Source organism: Kitasatospora sp. NPDC047058 (assembly GCF_040643935.1).
In the GTDB taxonomy this organism is placed as follows: domain Bacteria; phylum Actinomycetota; class Actinomycetes; order Streptomycetales; family Streptomycetaceae; genus Kitasatospora.
On sequence record NZ_JBEYVJ010000026.1, the window covers coordinates 1 to 15,785 of the forward strand.

A 15,785-nucleotide genomic window follows, 5' to 3' on the forward strand; every position below is an offset into this window, starting at 1 on the left:
GGCAGGCTGATCCCGGTTTCGCCCCTCAGGAAGGACTTCCATGGCCGAGAACCTCGTGGCAACGTTCAAGACCAGCCGAGGCACGTTCACCTGCGCCGCTGCCGCCTTCGCGGCGACCACGGCCGGCAGCGGCTCCGCCGGGAAGCGCCGGTCGACGGCCTTCATCACGCGGCGCCCGAGGTTCTGGAACGGGATCTCCACCAGCCGGTAGCTGAGGTAGCTGATCACCAGCAGCGCCACCGTGAAGCCGGCCAGCTGCAGGCTCTTGTCCTTCCACCCGGTGACCGGCCCGTGGCCGTCCAGCATCCACTCCATGCCGTGGATCAGCGGGTTGTGCAGCAGGTAGACCGAGTAGCTGATCGCGCCCAGCCAGCTCAGCGCCCGCGGGAAGCGGCGCTTGCGCAGCAGCATGCCGGCCACGAACACCGTCCAGGCGGCCAGGTACGCGAACGAGAACGCCATCCAGGAGCCGGTCCACGTCCGCCACAGGGCCGGGCCGCGGTTGTACAGGTAGCCGGAGAGGACGCCCGCGGTGGCCACGAACGCGCAGCAGAGGACGGCCGGGAGCCGCTCGATCTGGCCGTGCTCCAGCCGGTAGAGCACCGTTCCGGCGAACATCGTGGCGAAGATGATCATCGTCTCGAAGGCGGTGGACCGGCTGTTGAGCAGGATCAGCGTCAGGCCGAGGCCGCCCAGCATCAGCCCGCCCCAGCGGGCCAGGTCCGCCCGGCCGGAGAAGATGCAGACCATCGCCATGACCACCACGACGCCGCCCGCGGCCACCAGGTGCCGGGTGGAGGCCAGGTCGGTGGAGATCGTGCCCAGCCCCAGCCAGGAGCCCAGGAGCAGCGCGAAGGCCGCGAAGGCGAGTGCCACCGGGGCGCTGCGCCGGTGCCAGTTCATGACGAACAGGGCCGTCACGAAGTAGTAGAAGAGCATCTCGTAGGTGAGCGTCCACATCACCCCGATGACGTTCGTGATGCCCATCATGTCCTGCAGCATCATCCCGTTGCCCGCCAGCGTGAGCAGCGGGTGGTCGAAGGCCCAGCCCTGCACCGCCGAGAAGTTGCGCGGGAGGACCAGCAGGCTGCCGGTCACGGCGACGACCACCACGGGGAGGATCCGGAAGAACCGCCCGGCCCAGAACGCCCGGACGTCGCCGCGCCGCTCCAGCGAGGCGGGGATGATGTACCCGCTCACCAGGAAGAACAGCATCACGCCGAAGATGCCGGGGTCCAGGTAGTGCGGCACCCGGCTGCCGTGGGGGACCCACAGGAACGGCAGCGCCAGGTGGTAGGCCGCAACGGACAGCGCGGCTATGCCGCGCAGGGCGTCGAGCCAGCCGAGCCGCGCGGCGGTGGGGGAGGGGGCACCGGAGGCCGTGGTGCGGCCGGTGCGCCGGTTCGATGCGCGTTCGATCGGGTTCACAGGCGGAGGCTAGCCCAGGTCGAATCCGCTTCAACGAGCGGGGGAGTGTGAATGTCCCCACGTGTAGAGACCGTGGCCGGAACGTGATCATGGACCGGCCCATGGTCGATTTGCGGCGATCAGGTACACATGTTCGGTGAGCTCGCAGATATTCCCCTCCGACATCCAGCAGACGCTCGACCTGGTCGGCATCTTCGTCTTCGCCCTCTCCGGGGGGCTGCTCGCCGTCCGCAAGAACATGGACATCTTCGGGATCTGCGTGCTCGCCGAGGTCACCGCGCTGGGCGGCGGGGTGATGCGCGACCTCGTCATCGGGGCTACGCCGGTGGCCGCGTTCACCAACCTGGGGTACTTCGTCACCCCGCTCGCGGCCGGCCTGGTGGTGTTCTTCCTGCACCCCGAGGTCGAACGGATCAACCGCGCGGTGCAGACCCTGGACGCGCTCGGGCTCGGCCTGTTCTGCGTCACCGGCACCGCCAAGGCCCACGACTTCGGCCTCGGCGCGGTCGCCGCGGTCGCGCTCGGCATGGTGACCGCCGCCGGCGGCGGCGTGATGCGCGACGTCCTGGCCGGCGAGATCCCCTCGCTGCTCCGCTGGGACCGCGAGATCTACGCCGTGCCGGCACTGGTCGGCGCCGCGCTGGTCGCGGTGCTGATCGCCGTCGACCACCTCACGGCGCTCACCGGGACGGCCGCCGCACTGGCCGCCTTCCTGCTGCGGATGTTCGCCCTCAAGTACGGCTGGCGCGCACCGCGGGCGTGGCACCGCAACGGTTCTCGCACCAGCGAGGAGTAGGGGAGCCGCCGTACGCCAGCGAGATCGCCTCGGTCGTGCAGAGCAGCTCCGGCAGCAGCCGGACCAGTTCGAACGGGGCCATCTCGTAGGTCGGGGCGCTCACCGCGCACGCGGCCACCGGCCGTCCGGCGCTGCCGGCCACCGGCGCGGCCAGACAGGCCACCGGCTCCCGGAGCTCGGCCGACTCCGCGGCCCAGCCCTGGCGGCGGACCCTGGCCAGTTCGGGCGGCAGCTCCTCCTCGCGCACCCCGTCCGAGGGCAGGCCGGCCAGCAGCACCCGGCCGATCGCGGTGCCGGCCGCCGGTGCCCGCCGCCCGATCCGGGACGGCCGGGCGGCACCCGCCCGCCACCGGCCGGCCAGCTCGTCCAGGTAGAGCACCTCGCCGTCCTGCAGCACGGCGAGCTGGACGGTCACGCCGAAGCGCTGGTGGAGCGCCGCCAGGTAGGGCGCCGCGATCTGCCGGACGTCGATCTCCTCCAGCGCCCGGTGGGCCAGTGAGAGCACCCGGCCGCCGAGCCGGTAGCGGCGGTCGGACTGGCGGTGGACGAAGCCGTGCTCCTCCAGCGTGCGCAGCAGCCGCAACGCGGTGGACTTGTGCACGCCGATGCCCGTCGCGGCCTGTTCGAGGGTCACCGGGCCGTCGCCGAGCGAGCCGAGGATGGTGAGCGCGCGATCGACCGACTGCGACATCCCCGCCCCCAGTCCTGTCCCGTTCGGCCGCATTTGCGGTGGGCCGTCAGGCTATCCGCTCGCCCCGGCACCCGGCCAAACCGGAACCGGACGCGGACGTCCGGTCGGTGGGCCCCCGTCACGGCGGCCGTGGCCGGATTGCGACGGTGGCCCTGGCGGTGCCGGGCGGCCCTCTACAATCGGATGGTTATGCCATACCTGGACCATGCGGCGACCACGCCGATGCTGCCCGAGGCGATCGCCGCGATGACGGCGCACCTGGGGGTCGTCGGCAACGCCTCCTCCCTGCACGCCTCCGGCCGCCGGGCCCGCCGCGTGGTCGAGGAGGCCCGCGAGTCGCTCGCCGACTCGCTGGGCGCCCGTCCGAGCGAGATCGTCCTCACCGGTGGCGGCACCGAGTCCGACAACCTCGCGGTCAAGGGCCTGTACTGGGCCCGCCGGGACGCCGACCCGGTCCGGACCAGGGTGCTGAGCAGCCCGGTCGAGCACCACGCGGTGCTGGACGCGGTGCACTGGCTCTCCGAGCACGAGGGCGCCACCGTCGAGTACCTGCCGGTGGATGCGCTCGGCCGGGTGCACCCGGCGGCGCTGCGCGAGGCGATCGAGCGCGACCCGGCGTCCGTCGCCCTGGTCACCGTGATGTGGGCCAACAACGAGGTCGGCACCGTCCAGCCGGTCGCCGAACTCGCCGCCGTGGCCGCCGAGTACGGCATCCCGATGCACGCCGACGCGGTCCAGGCGCTCGGCCAGGTGCCGGTCGCCTTCGCCGGGTCCGGGCTCACCGCGCTCACCGTCACCGGCCACAAGATCGGCGGCCCGTACGGCATCGGCGCCCTGCTGCTGTCGCGTGGCGCGGCCCCCGTCCCGTTGCTGCACGGCGGCGGGCAGGAGCGCGACGTCCGCTCCGGCACGCTGGACGCGCCCGCCGCCGCGGGCTTCGCGGCCGCCGCCGCGCTGGCCGTCGAACGGCGGGCCGAGCACACGGTCACCCTCGGCGCGCTGCGGGACGAGCTGGTCGCCTCGGTGCTGGCCGCCGTCCCGGACGCCGTCCTCAACGGCGACCCGGCGGCCGACGGGCGGCTGCCCGCCAACGCGCACTTCTCCTTCCCCGGCTGCGAGGGCGACGCGCTGCTGATGCTGCTCGACGCCCAGGGCATCGAGTGCTCCACCGGTTCGGCCTGCTCGGCGGGCGTCCCGCAGCCCAGCCACGTGCTGCTGGCGATGGGCGTCGACCCGCTGCTGGCGCGGGCGTCGCTCCGCTTCTCGCTCGGGCACACCTCGGTGCGGGAGGACGTGACGGCGCTCGCGAAGGCCATCGGCCCGGTGGTCGAGCGGGCGCGGAACGCCGGCCTGGCGTCGGTGCGGCGCTGAGGCCGGGGCGGCGGCTGCCGCCGGGGCCGCGCCGGTGTCCGTGCGGCGCCGATATCGGCTCGGGGAACAGTCGGCCGAGCACGTAGGCTTGTCGGCATCATGACTGACTTCCCGGGTGCCCCGACCACTCCGTCCACCGGCCGCCTGCGCGTGCTCGCGGCGATGTCCGGCGGAGTCGACTCCGCCGTCGCCGCCGCCCGCGCCGTCGAAGCGGGGCACGAGGTGACCGGCGTGCACCTGGCGCTGTCCGCCAACCCGCAGTCCTTCCGTACGGGCGCGCGCGGCTGCTGCACCATCGAGGACTCCCGGGACGCCTGGCGGGCGGCCGACGTGATCGGCATCCCGTTCTACGTCTGGGACCTCGCGGAGCGGTTCCGCGAGGACGTCATCGACGACTTCGTCGCCGAGTACGCGGCCGGCCGGACGCCGAACCCCTGCCTGCGCTGCAACGAGAAGATCAAGTTCGCCGCGCTGCTCGACAAGGCGGTCGCGCTCGGCTTCGACGCCGTCTGCACCGGCCACTACGCCCGGATCGTCGACCTGCCGGACGGTACGCGCGAGCTGCACCGGGCCGTGGACGCGGCGAAGGACCAGTCCTACGTGCTGGGCGTGCTCGACGCCGACCAGCTCGCCCACTCGCTCTTCCCGCTGGGCGACACCACCAAGGACGTCATCCGCGAGGAGGCCGAGCGCCGCGGCCTGGCGGTCGCGAAGAAGCCGGACAGCCACGACATCTGCTTCATCGCGGACGGCGACACCCAGGGCTTCCTGGCGAAGCACCTCGGCACGGCCACCGGCGACATCCTGGACACCGACGGCACCAAGCTCGGCGAGCACGACGGCGCGTACGGCTTCACCATCGGCCAGCGCAAGGGCCTGCGGATCGGCCGCCCGGCCGCGGACGGCAAGCCGCGCTACGTGCTGGACATCTCCCCGGTGAACAACACCGTGACGGTCGGCCCGGTCGAGGGCCTGGACGTGACGGCGCTGACCGCCATCCGCCCCCGCTGGTGCGGCACCGAGCCGCTCGCCGACGGCCGCTACACCGCCCAGCTCCGCGCCCACGGCGAGGAGGTGCCGGTGAGCGCCTCGGTGGTGGACGGCGAGCTCCACGTCCGCCTGGACTCCGCGGTGCGCGGCATCGCCCCCGGCCAGGCCGTGGTCCTCTACGACGGCACCCGCGTCGTCGGCTCGGCCACCATCGCCACCACCGAACGCCCGGCCGTCAACGCGTAGTCCGACGACACGGGCGGGCTAGGCGGACGCCGACCAGCCCGCCCGTGCCACATTGGTGTTCGCACCTGCACGGCTGCTTGACATCCCGGTCGGACCGTCGGGCCCCTACGCCTCGTACTCCCATGGGTTGAGCACGAGGGCTCCTGTCCGTGCCAGGTGTTTGATGTTGCGGCTCACCAGCGTCCAGCCGTTGGCGAGGGCGGTCGCAGCGATCAGTGCGTCCGGCGGGTCGATACTCGTTCCGGAGCTCTTGAGCTGCCGGTGGACGGCGAGGTACGCGAGCGCCTCACGCTCGCCGACGGCAGCGATCCGGTCTCGGTAGGTATCGCGAATGCCCTCAAGTGCCCGCTCGAACCCAGCCCGTCGTAGCGGGTCGGGTGCCGCCGGCTTCGGCCGGGTGGTGATCTCGGCGACCACGTTGGTGTCGAGCAGGTAGATCATTCGCCGCCCGCCGCGTCGTCATAGGAGCGCTCCCCGAAGTCCAGCCCTTCGAACGGGGCCGACAGCAACTGGTCGAGAAACCCGTCGCTTCCGAGCGTCGCCCAGCGGTGGAGCATGGCGGGCAGCGCGTCGATGTCGGTGTCGGCCAGCTCGGCGTCGAAATGCTCGACCTGGTCTGCAGGCAGGGAGTCCCGGATCTCCCGGATCGTCCGCAGAGGATGCGGCTCGTCGGGGCGGCGCGGCGGAAGCGGCAAATCCGGGGCAGTGCTCATGGTCGGCTCCTCCTCGTTTGCAGACCGCTGGGCCGTGAGACCACTCCAGCCTAAAGTTCATCGGCCTCCGCTGTCAGTCGCCCTGGAGGACGCCGACCCGGACGCCCGGCAACGGGACCGCCCAGTGGTACGGGTGCGTCCGGGTTGCCCCGGGCCCGGCCGTCCGCACCGGCCGTCCGCACCGGACGGCCGGGCCGTTCATTGTTGCGGAACGGGGTTGTCCGGGGTGTCCAGCCACACGTACTGCCCGTACGGGGTCACCGTCAGTCCGAACCGCTCGTACCCGGGGCGGCCCCGGCCGGCCCACCACCGGTACGTGGCGGCCACCTCGTCCCAGAGCCTGCGGGGGCCGGACTGGTACACCTCGTACTCCGTGCGGCCCCGCTCGTGGTCGACCGAGGCCCACGACAGCGTGTCGCGGCTGTAGAGCCAGAGCGTGTAGGCGCCGTCCTCGTACCGTTCCGCCCGCCAGAACGTGCCGGGGACGCCGGACCCGATAACGAACTGCTCGAACCACCCTCCGGTCTCCGGAGGGGCGAGGGTGGTCAGGCTCCTCACCCCGTCGGCCGGCCACTCCCGTCCGTGCAGGTAGTCGGCGAAGGGCGGCCGGTCCGTGCGCTGTTGCCGCAGCCGCATGAACGCGGAGCCCCGGGTGAACCTGCCGCTCGCGCCGCTTCCGTCGTCGTGGACCGTGAGACGGACGATCTGCTCGCCGCCGTACTCGGTGCCGAACGGGGCGAGGATGATCCCGCCGGGGGACGTCTGTTCCAGCCACGCCGGAGGGATCTCCAGCAGGGAGCACGTGGCGATGACCCGGTCGTACGGAGCACCCTCGGCCCACCCCAGGCGCCCGTCGCCCTCGATCACGGTCGGTCCGAGTCCGGCCCGGTCCAGGTTCCGCCGGGCGCCGCGGGCGACGTCCGGGTCGAACTCGACGGTGACCACGTTGCGGCCGCCCAGGCGGTGGGCGAGAAGACCGGCGTTCCAGCCCGTCCCGGCGCCGATCTCCAGCACCCTGTCGCCGGGGTGCACGTCCAGGTCCCGGAGCATCGAGAAGACCATGGTCGGCATCGAGTTGGAGGAGCTCGGGGTCGTGCCGAGCCCGTCGCCCTCGTGGTCGCCGTCGTCCCACTGCGTGGTGAGCGGGATGTCCGAGTGGACGGCCCGCCGCCAGGCTTCGGGGTCCTGCGACCGGGACACCGCGGGGTTCTGCCCGGTGCCGTCCGCGATGCCCGGCCAGATGCGGTCCGGGACGAAGAGCTCGCGGGGTACGGCCTTGAAGGAGGGGAGCCAGTCCGAGGAGAGCGCGCCGCCGGCCACCAGCGCGGAGGCGAGCCCCTGTGGGCCCGCCTCCCGGTGCGTCCCGCCGGTCACTTGCCGCCGCCGCTCGCCGGGGACGAGCCGTCGGAGGTGTTGCCGCCCTCGTCCGAACCGCCGCCGCCGTGCCCGGCGCCCTTGTTGCTGTCGTCCTGCTGGCCGCCGCCCTTGCCGTTGCCGGAGCCGCCTCCGTGCTTGCCCATGTCCGTACCTCCGTGCTGGCTGTTGGTCCGGCAGGCGGTCGCCTGCCGGGTGCTGCCTGGGTTTCGGGAGTGCCCGCGCTACCGGTCCGGGGGCCGGGGCGAGGGAAGGCCGTCGGGCTTCGGCGTGGGGGGCGGGGGCTGCGGAGTGGTCACGGTAGTGCTCCTTTCGGTAGCGGCGGGACGCGCGGGAGATGAGCGGATGTGTCCGGCCAGCACGAGTGCCGCCGCGACGAGGTGGATCAGGGCTGCTGCCGACACGGCACACGCGGTCCAGAGGGGATGCGACCCGTCCGGCCTCAGGGGCGGTTCCGTCACCAGGAGATGTCGGCGTGGACGACCTTGCCGAGCGGTTCGACGGTGACGCCCCACCGTCCGTCGGTGAGTTGGTGGACGAGAGCGAGCCCACGGTGGCATTCGTCGTCGTCGGAGGCGCGGAGAAGCACGGGGAGGGAGCGCGAGCCGTCCCGCACCGAGATTCGGACGGTGGCGTGGGCGATGAGCTCGATGCTGACCGTCATGGCCAGCTGGCACCCCGTCTTCGCCGCGTTGGTCACCAACTCGCTGGTGACCAACGCGGCGGTGTCGATCAGGTGGGACAGCCCCCATGCCGTGAGCGTCGCACGGACCAACCGCCGAGCCCGTCCTGCCGACTCGGGCCGATATGGCAACAGAGCCTCTCCTGACGAGAGTATCGGCGTCTGTGATTCAGTAACGAGGGATGCGGGGGTCGCCAGCAGCGCGCGCGACATGACAACTCCGATGGGGGGAGTGGGCGTGGGCATTGCTCCGGGAAGAACGGAGGCTAGCTCCCGATCTGGCTTGGTCCCGGACGGCAATGCCTGATTGGTCGTCACCAGTCCAGAATCGTCCGGTGCTCGGGCTTCCGGCAGGGTCGCGGTGAGTACCCACGGTGAAGTCGGCGTGACCGCTACGCTCGCAACAGGCATCAGTTTCGGGAGGCTTCGTGTCGGCACCGCAACCGCTCCCCGCGCATCTTCTCGTGGATCCGCAGTTCGCGGCGGCATGCGCCACCCGTCGGATCGCTGCTGTGTTCCAAGCGGCCAAGCGCGCGGGCATCGGTCCCGCGCAGATCGCTCGCCGGACCGGCCTGTCCACCAGTCGGGTCACCGAAATCACGACCGGTGGTCGCACGGTATCGAGCATGGACGTCATTGAACGCATCGCCGATGGCCTTCGGATCCCCGGGCGCATGCTGGGCCTCGCAGACCGACCGTGGGAGGCGACGCCGGGGCCGGCGGTCTACCAAGTCGCGTCGGTACCAGAGACCTGGGAAGTGCTGGACATGCTCAGCCGCTCGACTGCGTCCGACGCCACCCTCGCGCACCTTGAGGCTGCGGTTGCTGATGCTGCTTACCGGTACCCGATGACGCCGCCGGCAGAATCGGTTCCCGTCCTCCAGCGGCAGCTTGTTGGCGTGCACGAGTTGCTCGGACGCCCGCAGTCGCTTGCCGCCCGGCGCCGAAGCGTAAGGATACTGGCCGTCGTCTCAGGCCTTCTCGGTCTCGCCAACCACGATCTTGGCGACCGCCGACGCTCGGACGCCCACTTTCACCTTGGCCGCACCGCTTCCGATGAGGGCGAGGCGGACGAGCTGACAGCGTGGTTGCTGGCCATTCGGTCCATCGTTGAGTACACCGCTGGCCGCCAGGAGCACGCTGCTGAGCTTCTCCGGCAGGCCGTAGCCCTGGCCGCGGGTGCTGGCCCGCGACGCCGTGCGTGGGTCGCAGCGAACCATGCGCGGGCGCTGGCCGCGCGGGGAGACCGAGCGGAGGCCTGTGCGGCACTTGACCAAGCCGCACACCTGCTCAACACAGCCGCCGACTATCCCATCGGAGGCCTCGACTTCTTCACCAGTGCAAGGCTTGATGGCATCGCCGGGGAGACGTACGTGCACCTCGGCGAGTACGGGGCTGCTGCCAAACTCCTGGAGGCGGCCATCGGGCGCCGCGCCGAGGCCGACATCAAAGGTCGCTCTGTGCTCACGATCGACCTTGCCGAGTGTCGCCTCGGCCAGGGTGACCTCGACGCCGCGTGCGAGTTGGCGCATGCCGCATTCGATCTCGCCGGAAGCACGGTCGTCCAACCGCTCATCCTGCGTGCTCGCTCATTCCAGACCGCTCTTAGTCCCTGGCGGTCCGCAGGTCCGGTGCGAGAACTCGCAACGCGCGTGAGAGAGTCGGAACACCAGCTCGCACGCGCTTGAGGAGGGCTCGGAGTGGAGTGGACGTCGTACGGCCGGCGGAGGGTCTACGACTCCCCGTGGGTCGAGGTGTGGCTCGACGACGTCGACATCCCTGGTGTCGGCCGGATCGACCACCACGTCGTTCGGATGCCCAAGCCATCGGTGACCTCGGTTGTCACCAACGAAGCCGGCGAGTTCCTGCTGATCTACCGGCACCGGTTCATCACCGGCCGGTGGGGCTGGGAGGTTCCGGCTGGATGGGTGGAGCCGGGCGAGGACCTTGTCGAGGCGATCGCCCGCGAGGTCGAGGAAGAGACCGGTTGGCGACCGGGGCAAGTGGAGTCGCTGACCGAGTACGACGCACTTGCCGGAATCTCGACGATGCACTTCACCGCATTCCACATCACCGGCTGTACGAGGATCGGCGAGCCGACCGACGTGTCCGAAGCGACGCGGGTTGAGTGGATGTCGGAGGCCGAGGTCGTGAAACTGCTGACCAGCGGAGGCGTTCCGGACGGGCCGTCGCACGCCGCGTTGTCCTTCTACCTCGGGCCGTACCGGATCGCTCGCGGCATAGCCTGACGGTATGGCGGAGCGCCTCGGCGGCCGGCCTCACAACCGAGTCCATCAGGCAACCCGCAGCGGTCGGTGACCTGGCTGGAGTGGGGCGGAAGGTCCGCCTCGTGCGGCGAGCAGCCCGGCGTACGAGCACTCACCGCAGTGAATCTATGACTGTCCGTCAAATCTGCCGCTCTCTCGGCGTAAAATGCAATGGCCACCACCCAGTTGGGTGGTGGCCATTACTGCGCGTGCGTCTGCAACTTGGCGGTTCCGACGTCCGCGCACTCCAAAGCTCGGCCAGTATGCCAGCCAGGCTGCCTTCCGGCTCGTATATCGGCCACGAAAGGCTGAACGTGCACGTCGTCGCCACCGACTCCCTCGCCCTCGCCCGCCCCACCGGCACCCCACCCGCGAACGAGTTCCGGGTCCGCATCGGCCAGTGGATGCAGAGCGTCCCGACGGGCGGGCCCTGGAAGTCGCTCGGCCCCTCCTTCGTCCTCTTCCTCATGCACGCCGCACAGAAGGCCGACGCGGACGGGACCAACCTCCACTGCCCGCCGTCCAACCTCTGGTTCTCCCGCGCCTGCCGGGTCTCCAAGGACTCCGTCCCCGGCTTCTACCGCGCCGCCGAGGCCGCCGGAGTGATGGCCCTCGTCCACGGTCCCTCCGGCACCCGGGTGCGGGGCTACGCCGTCACCATGCCCCTGGGCGGCGCCCCCGACTGGGACGCCGCCCTCACCGTCCTGCGCGCCGACGCCCGGCGCGTCAAGCAGGAGCTGCTCCGCTGTTCCACCGGCAAGCCCGCACGTGCGGAGTCCCACAGGTCCGCACGTGCGGTGCTGCCGCAGCCGCGCTGTGGTGAGCGGATGTCCGCACGTGCGGAGCCGGCCCGGTCCGCACGTGAAGGCTCGAAGCTCCGCACGTGCGGACAGAACCAGGAAGTCCCTTACCAGGACGAGCGGATGGTTGCTGTTGAAGTGACAGCCACCACTCCGCGCGCGGGCGAACGGCCCGCCCCGCCCGGCTCCTTGTCCTGGGAGCGGATGACCGGGCACCTGCCGCCCGACCTCCAGGAGCCCGCCCGCGCCGTCCCGGAGGACGACCTGCTGCGCCGGGTCACCGTCATGGCGCTCCAGGCCGGCTGGGCGTCCCCGGGCTGGCTGGCCGCCCGTCTGGCATCCCACCGGCCCGAGAACGCGCCCGACGCCGCCCCCGCGGACCGTCTCGCCGCAGACCTGGTCGCCGTCCTGGGGCTGCTCGCGGAGCGACATGCCCGCGGCGGCGCGGGGCTCCTGTCCTCCTGCGCATGAGGCGTCGACCGGGAGGCCCCGGTCGACGCCGCTCAGGCGGACTGACCGGACCGGGGCATCGCCGCGGCGGCCGGGCTGTGCGCAAAGCCGGTGAAGAGGGGGCCCCGGGCGTGATACACCGGACAGCACTATGAACATCACTGTCTTCTGCTCCGCGTACTCCCTCGACGACCGCTACTCCGTCCCCGCCGCGGAATTCGCCCGGCTGCTGGGGGAGGGCGGGCACACCCTGGTCTGGGGCGGCTCGAACGCCGGGCTGATGGGGCTGCTCGCCGACGAGGTGAAGGCGGCCGGCGGCACGCTGGTCGGCGTGATGGTCGAGATGCTCCGGCACAAGGGGTACGTGGGCGCGGACGAGCTGGTCATGACCCGGGACCTCGCGGAGCGCAAGGCGGAGCTGGCCGCCCGGGCCGACGCGATCGTCGTCCTGGTCGGCGGGCTGGGCACGCTGGACGAGGTCACCGAGGTGCTGGAGCTCAAGAAGCACGGGATGTTCGACAAGCCGGTCGTCGTCCTCGACACCGAGGGCTTCTACAGCGGCATGCGCACCCAGCTGGAGCGCATGGACGCCGAGGGCTTCCTGCCCCGGCCGCTCGGCGACCTGGTCACCTTCGCCGACACCCCGGCGCAGGTCTTCGAGCAGTTGAAGGCCTGAGAGGATCGGGCCCATGGCTGCACATCTGATCACCGGCGCGGGCTCCGGCATCGGCGCCGTCCTCGCCGAGCGCCTCGCCGAGCGCGGGGACGACCTCTGGCTGCTGGCCCGCGACGCCCGCCGGGCCGCCGAGCTGCGCGAGCGCTTCCCCGGGGCGAACACCCTGGTCGGGGACCTCAAGGACCCGGCCAAGCTCTCCTGGGCCTTCGGCCACCAGGCCCTGCCCGTCGAGCTGGACTCGCTGCTGCACGTCGCGGGCGTGGTCGAGCTGGGCAAGGTCGGCGAACTGCCGGTCAAGGCCTGGCAGGAGACTCTGAACGTCAACCTGGTCGGCCCCGCCGAGCTGACCCGGCTGCTGCTGCCCTCGCTGCGCCTGAGCAAGGGCCACGTGGTGTTCGTCAACTCCGGCGCCGGCCTCAGCGCGGGCGCCGAGTGGTCGTCGTACGCGGCGAGCAAGCACGGCCTGAAGGCACTCGCCGACTCGCTGCGCCAGGAGGAGCACGCGGCCGGCGTCCGGGTCACCTCCGTCTACCCGGGGCGCACGGCCACGCCGATGCAGGTGAAGGTGCACCAGCAGGAGGGCAAGGAGTACGACGCCGAGCGCTGGATCGACCCGGAGTCCGTGGTGAAGGCCCTGCTCACCGCGCTGGACCTGCCGCGGGACGCGGAGATCACCGAGATCACCGTCCGCCCGGGGAAGTAGCACCCGGGCCGGAAGGGACCCGGCCGTCCGCATGCGGAGCGGGAAGTCGGACCGGCCGGCTTTCCGCTCCGCCGCATTTGCCCGGGAAATCCGAGTGGCACATCGCGAACCCCCCGTGGGAGCATCCGTTCGCCCTCCGCCGTGATCCGGCGTTCCGAGGGTCGTCCAGCCGGTTCGGCCGGCTCGTTTGCCCAGGGGGGCATCCCATTTCCAGGACTCGTACAGCGCTGGCCGCCGGTGCCGTGCTGGCCGCCTCGATCGGCCTGCCGGCCGTCGGGGCGGCCGACGCGGTCGCCGGGGGCATCACGACCCTCCATGTGAACAACACCGTCGGTGCCGACTGCACCGACGCCGGCAGCGGCACCCAGGCCGCGCCGTTCTGCACGGTGAACGCCGCGGCCGCCGTGGTGCAGCCCGGCCAGACCGTGGAGATCCAGCCCGGCACCTACCGCGAGACGGTGGAGGTCACCCGCTCCGGCACCGTCGGGGCGCCGATCACCTTCCGCAGCGGCGGCGACGGCTCCTCGCTCGCCGCGGCCTGGGGTCTCACCGTGCGCGGCGCCTCGAACCTCCGGTTCGAGCACATCGTGGTGGCGCCGGGCCTCGAAGGCAGCGTGCTGGTCGACGGCGGCCACGACGTGGTGTTCACCCGCCTCGACCTCTACCGCGCCGACCTCCACGTCACCAACGGCTCCAGCGGGGTCCAGTTCCTGGCCGGCACGATGAGCCCGACCCGCGGGAAGCCGCCGGTCCTGGTGGACGGCGGCTCCACCGGCACGGTGGTGAGCACCAACTCGATCAGTGCCGGGCTCGAGGGCGTCACCGGCATCGTGGTCAAGGACGCGCCGGGCACCGTCGTGGTCAGCAACACCGTCCACGGCAACTGCAACGCCGGCATCGTGCTGAGCGGCGGCTCGGGCAACGCGGTGGTCGAGAACAACGTGGTCGACACCATGGACGACTACACCAAGCCGTGCGCCGACCCGGTCAAGGCCACCGTGATCAGCGTGGACGCGACCTCCGCCACGGGCACCAAATACGACTACAACATCGTGGACCCGCGCAGCGGCGGCGTGCGGTACAGCTGGGCCGGTACCGCGTACTCGACGCAGGAGTCGCTCACCGCGGCGACCGGCCAGGGCGCGCACGACTACGTCGCGGACAGCTGGGTGCAGAAGGGCGAGAACGCCCCGGTCGACCGGCGCCGCGACTCGGCCGACGAGAACGCCCCCGGCATGCTCCCCGCCGACGCCTACGGTGTCGAACCCGCCGACGACCCGACCGTGCCCAACAGCGGTACCGGCAAGGGCTACCGGGACCGCGGCTCGTACGAGGCGCTGGACTTCAACAGCGCCTTCACCCCGGCCGGCCCGACCCGCCTGCTGGACACCCGTGAGGCGGTCGGCGTCGCGGGCCGGACGGCCGTCCCGGCCGGCGGCACGGTCGACCTCCAGGTCGCGGGCGTGGCCGGCATCCCGGCGTCCGGCCTCACCGCCGTCACCATGAACGTGACGGTGACGGAGACCCAGCAGAGCGGCTTCCTGACGGTCTACCCGCACGGCGACCCGGTGCCGAGCTCCTCCAACCTCAACTGGACGGCCGGGCGCACCATCCCGAACCTGGTGACGGTCCCGGTGCGGGACGGCAAGGTCTCGTTCCACAACTCCTCCGGCGGCACCGTGCACGTGATCGCCGACCTGGCCGGCTACTACAGCGGCAAGGGCTACCTGTTCCACCCGCACAGCCCCACCCGGGTGCTGGACACCCGTGAGGCGGTCGGCGTCGCGGGCCGGACGGCCGTCCCGGCCGGCGGCACGGTGGACCTCCAGGTGGCCGGTACCGCCGGTCTCCCGGCGTCCGGCGTCACCGCCGTCACGATGAACGTGACGGTCACCGAGCCGACCCAGGCGGGCTTCCTGACCGTCTACCCGCACGGCGACGCCGTGCCGAACGCCTCCAACCTCAACTGGCCCGCGGGGCGCACCATCCCGAACCTGGTGACGGTGCCGGTCAAGGACGGCAAGGTCTCGTTCCACAACTCCTCCGGCGGTACCGTGCACGTGATCGCCGACCTGGCCGGGTACTACACCGCCGAGGGCCACCTGACCTTCCTGCCGGTGGGCCCGTGGCGCGTCGCGGACACCCGCGAGTACGTCCGCTACGAGCTGGAGGAGCGCCCGGCGGGCACCGTCCCGGCCGGCGGCACGCTGGACATCCCGGTCTCCGAGATCAACCTGATGGCCTCGGTGACGCTGAACGTCACCGTGACCGAGCCGGGCACCAACGGCTTCCTCACCGTGTACCCGCACGGCGAGGAGGCGCCGAACGCCTCGAACCTCAACTTCGAGCGCAGCGAGACCATCCCGAACCTGGTGGTCGTGCCGGTCGGCAAGGACGGCAAGATCTCGATCCGCAACAACAGCGGCGCCCCGGTGCACATCGTGGTCGACACCTTCGGCTACGAGATGTACTGAGCACGTGCGTGCCTTCGCGGCCCCGGTTCCGAGCCTTCCGCCCGGAGTCGGGGCCGCGTGTTCTGACCGTCAACATGCAGGCCGGTCATGGTGTTGGCACGTATCGAACGTGCGTGGGATGATC

At 71.7% G+C, this 15,785-nt stretch carries 16 protein-coding genes; 9 read left to right on the forward strand and 7 right to left on the reverse strand.

Features of this window, described 5'->3' with window-relative positions:
• A partial coding sequence (locus ABZ885_RS06265; protein WP_360183940.1) for an acyltransferase occupies positions 1-1,428 on the reverse strand: 1,428 nt, incomplete at its 3' end.
• A 136-nt stretch (positions 1,429-1,564) separates the two neighbouring features.
• Between ABZ885_RS06265 and ABZ885_RS06270 the strand changes: the two genes are divergently transcribed.
• On the forward strand, positions 1,565-2,224 hold the full coding sequence (locus ABZ885_RS06270) for a trimeric intracellular cation channel family protein (RefSeq protein WP_360183942.1): 660 nt from the start codon (positions 1,565-1,567) through the stop codon (positions 2,222-2,224).
• On the opposite strand, the gene ABZ885_RS06275 is transcribed toward ABZ885_RS06270, so the two are convergent.
• On the reverse strand, positions 2,160-2,915 hold the full coding sequence (locus tag ABZ885_RS06275) for an IclR family transcriptional regulator (RefSeq protein ID WP_360183944.1): 756 nt from the start codon (positions 2,913-2,915) through the stop codon (positions 2,160-2,162). The two genes, ABZ885_RS06270 and ABZ885_RS06275, sit on opposite strands and share 65 nt — an antisense overlap.
• Positions 2,916-3,104: 189 nt before the next feature.
• Between ABZ885_RS06275 and ABZ885_RS06280 the strand changes: the two genes are divergently transcribed.
• Positions 3,105-4,286 (forward strand): cysteine desulfurase family protein, encoded by a 1,182-nt coding sequence (locus tag ABZ885_RS06280; protein ID WP_360183946.1) that lies wholly within the window; start codon positions 3,105-3,107, stop codon positions 4,284-4,286.
• A gap of 99 nt (positions 4,287-4,385) precedes the next feature.
• A complete protein-coding gene (gene mnmA / locus ABZ885_RS06285) occupies positions 4,386-5,522 on the forward strand; it encodes a tRNA 2-thiouridine(34) synthase MnmA (protein WP_360183948.1) in 1,137 nt (378 codons plus the stop codon).
• A gap of 105 nt (positions 5,523-5,627) precedes the next feature.
• Here the strand turns inward: mnmA and ABZ885_RS06290 are convergent, their stop codons facing one another.
• The 5 genes from ABZ885_RS06290 to ABZ885_RS06310 form a co-directional block, all read right to left on the reverse strand.
• A complete protein-coding gene (locus tag ABZ885_RS06290; RefSeq protein WP_360183950.1) occupies positions 5,628-5,963 on the reverse strand; it encodes a PIN domain-containing protein in 336 nt (111 codons plus the stop codon).
• On the reverse strand, positions 5,960-6,235 hold the full coding sequence (locus ABZ885_RS06295; RefSeq protein WP_360183952.1) for a hypothetical protein: 276 nt from the start codon (positions 6,233-6,235) through the stop codon (positions 5,960-5,962). Before ABZ885_RS06295 ends, ABZ885_RS06290 begins: the two co-directional genes overlap by 4 nt.
• Before the next feature lie 198 nt (positions 6,236-6,433).
• On the reverse strand, positions 6,434-7,609 hold the full coding sequence (locus ABZ885_RS06300) for a methyltransferase domain-containing protein (RefSeq protein ID WP_360183954.1): 1,176 nt from the start codon (positions 7,607-7,609) through the stop codon (positions 6,434-6,436).
• Positions 7,606-7,755, reverse strand: a complete 150-nt coding sequence (locus ABZ885_RS06305) for a hypothetical protein (RefSeq protein WP_360183956.1) — start codon at positions 7,753-7,755, stop codon at positions 7,606-7,608. The genes ABZ885_RS06300 and ABZ885_RS06305 overlap by 4 nt, the downstream gene beginning before the upstream one ends.
• A gap of 311 nt (positions 7,756-8,066) precedes the next feature.
• The gene (locus ABZ885_RS06310) at positions 8,067-8,780 is read right to left on the reverse strand and encodes an ATP-binding protein (protein ID WP_360183958.1); all 714 of its coding nucleotides are present in this window, start codon (positions 8,778-8,780) and stop codon (positions 8,067-8,069) included.
• Here ABZ885_RS06310 and ABZ885_RS06315 point away from each other — a divergent pair.
• The 6 genes from ABZ885_RS06315 to ABZ885_RS06340 all read left to right on the forward strand — a co-directional run bounded on the left by ABZ885_RS06315 (position 8,756) and on the right by ABZ885_RS06340 (position 15,661).
• Positions 8,756-9,979, forward strand: coding sequence for a helix-turn-helix transcriptional regulator (locus tag ABZ885_RS06315; protein WP_360183960.1), 1,224 nt, complete (start codon positions 8,756-8,758; stop codon positions 9,977-9,979). The two genes, ABZ885_RS06310 and ABZ885_RS06315, sit on opposite strands and share 25 nt — an antisense overlap.
• Before the next feature lie 12 nt (positions 9,980-9,991).
• Positions 9,992-10,540, forward strand: coding sequence for an NUDIX hydrolase (locus ABZ885_RS06320; RefSeq protein WP_360183962.1), 549 nt, complete (start codon positions 9,992-9,994; stop codon positions 10,538-10,540).
• A 332-nt stretch (positions 10,541-10,872) separates the two neighbouring features.
• Positions 10,873-11,829 carry a hypothetical protein gene (locus ABZ885_RS06325; protein ID WP_360183964.1) on the forward strand — a complete coding sequence of 319 codons (957 nt, stop codon included), beginning with the start codon at positions 10,873-10,875 and terminating at the stop codon, positions 11,827-11,829.
• Between the two features lie 130 nt (positions 11,830-11,959).
• Positions 11,960-12,484, forward strand: coding sequence for a TIGR00730 family Rossman fold protein (locus ABZ885_RS06330; RefSeq protein WP_360183966.1), 525 nt, complete (start codon positions 11,960-11,962; stop codon positions 12,482-12,484).
• Positions 12,485-12,497: 13 nt separating this feature from the next.
• Positions 12,498-13,187: an SDR family oxidoreductase gene (locus ABZ885_RS06335; RefSeq protein WP_360183968.1), complete on the forward strand. Its 690-nt coding sequence runs from the start codon at positions 12,498-12,500 to the stop codon at positions 13,185-13,187.
• A 242-nt stretch (positions 13,188-13,429) separates the two neighbouring features.
• Positions 13,430-15,661, forward strand: coding sequence for a right-handed parallel beta-helix repeat-containing protein (locus ABZ885_RS06340; protein WP_360183970.1), 2,232 nt, complete (start codon positions 13,430-13,432; stop codon positions 15,659-15,661).
• The last annotated feature ends 124 nt before the right edge of the window (positions 15,662-15,785 follow it).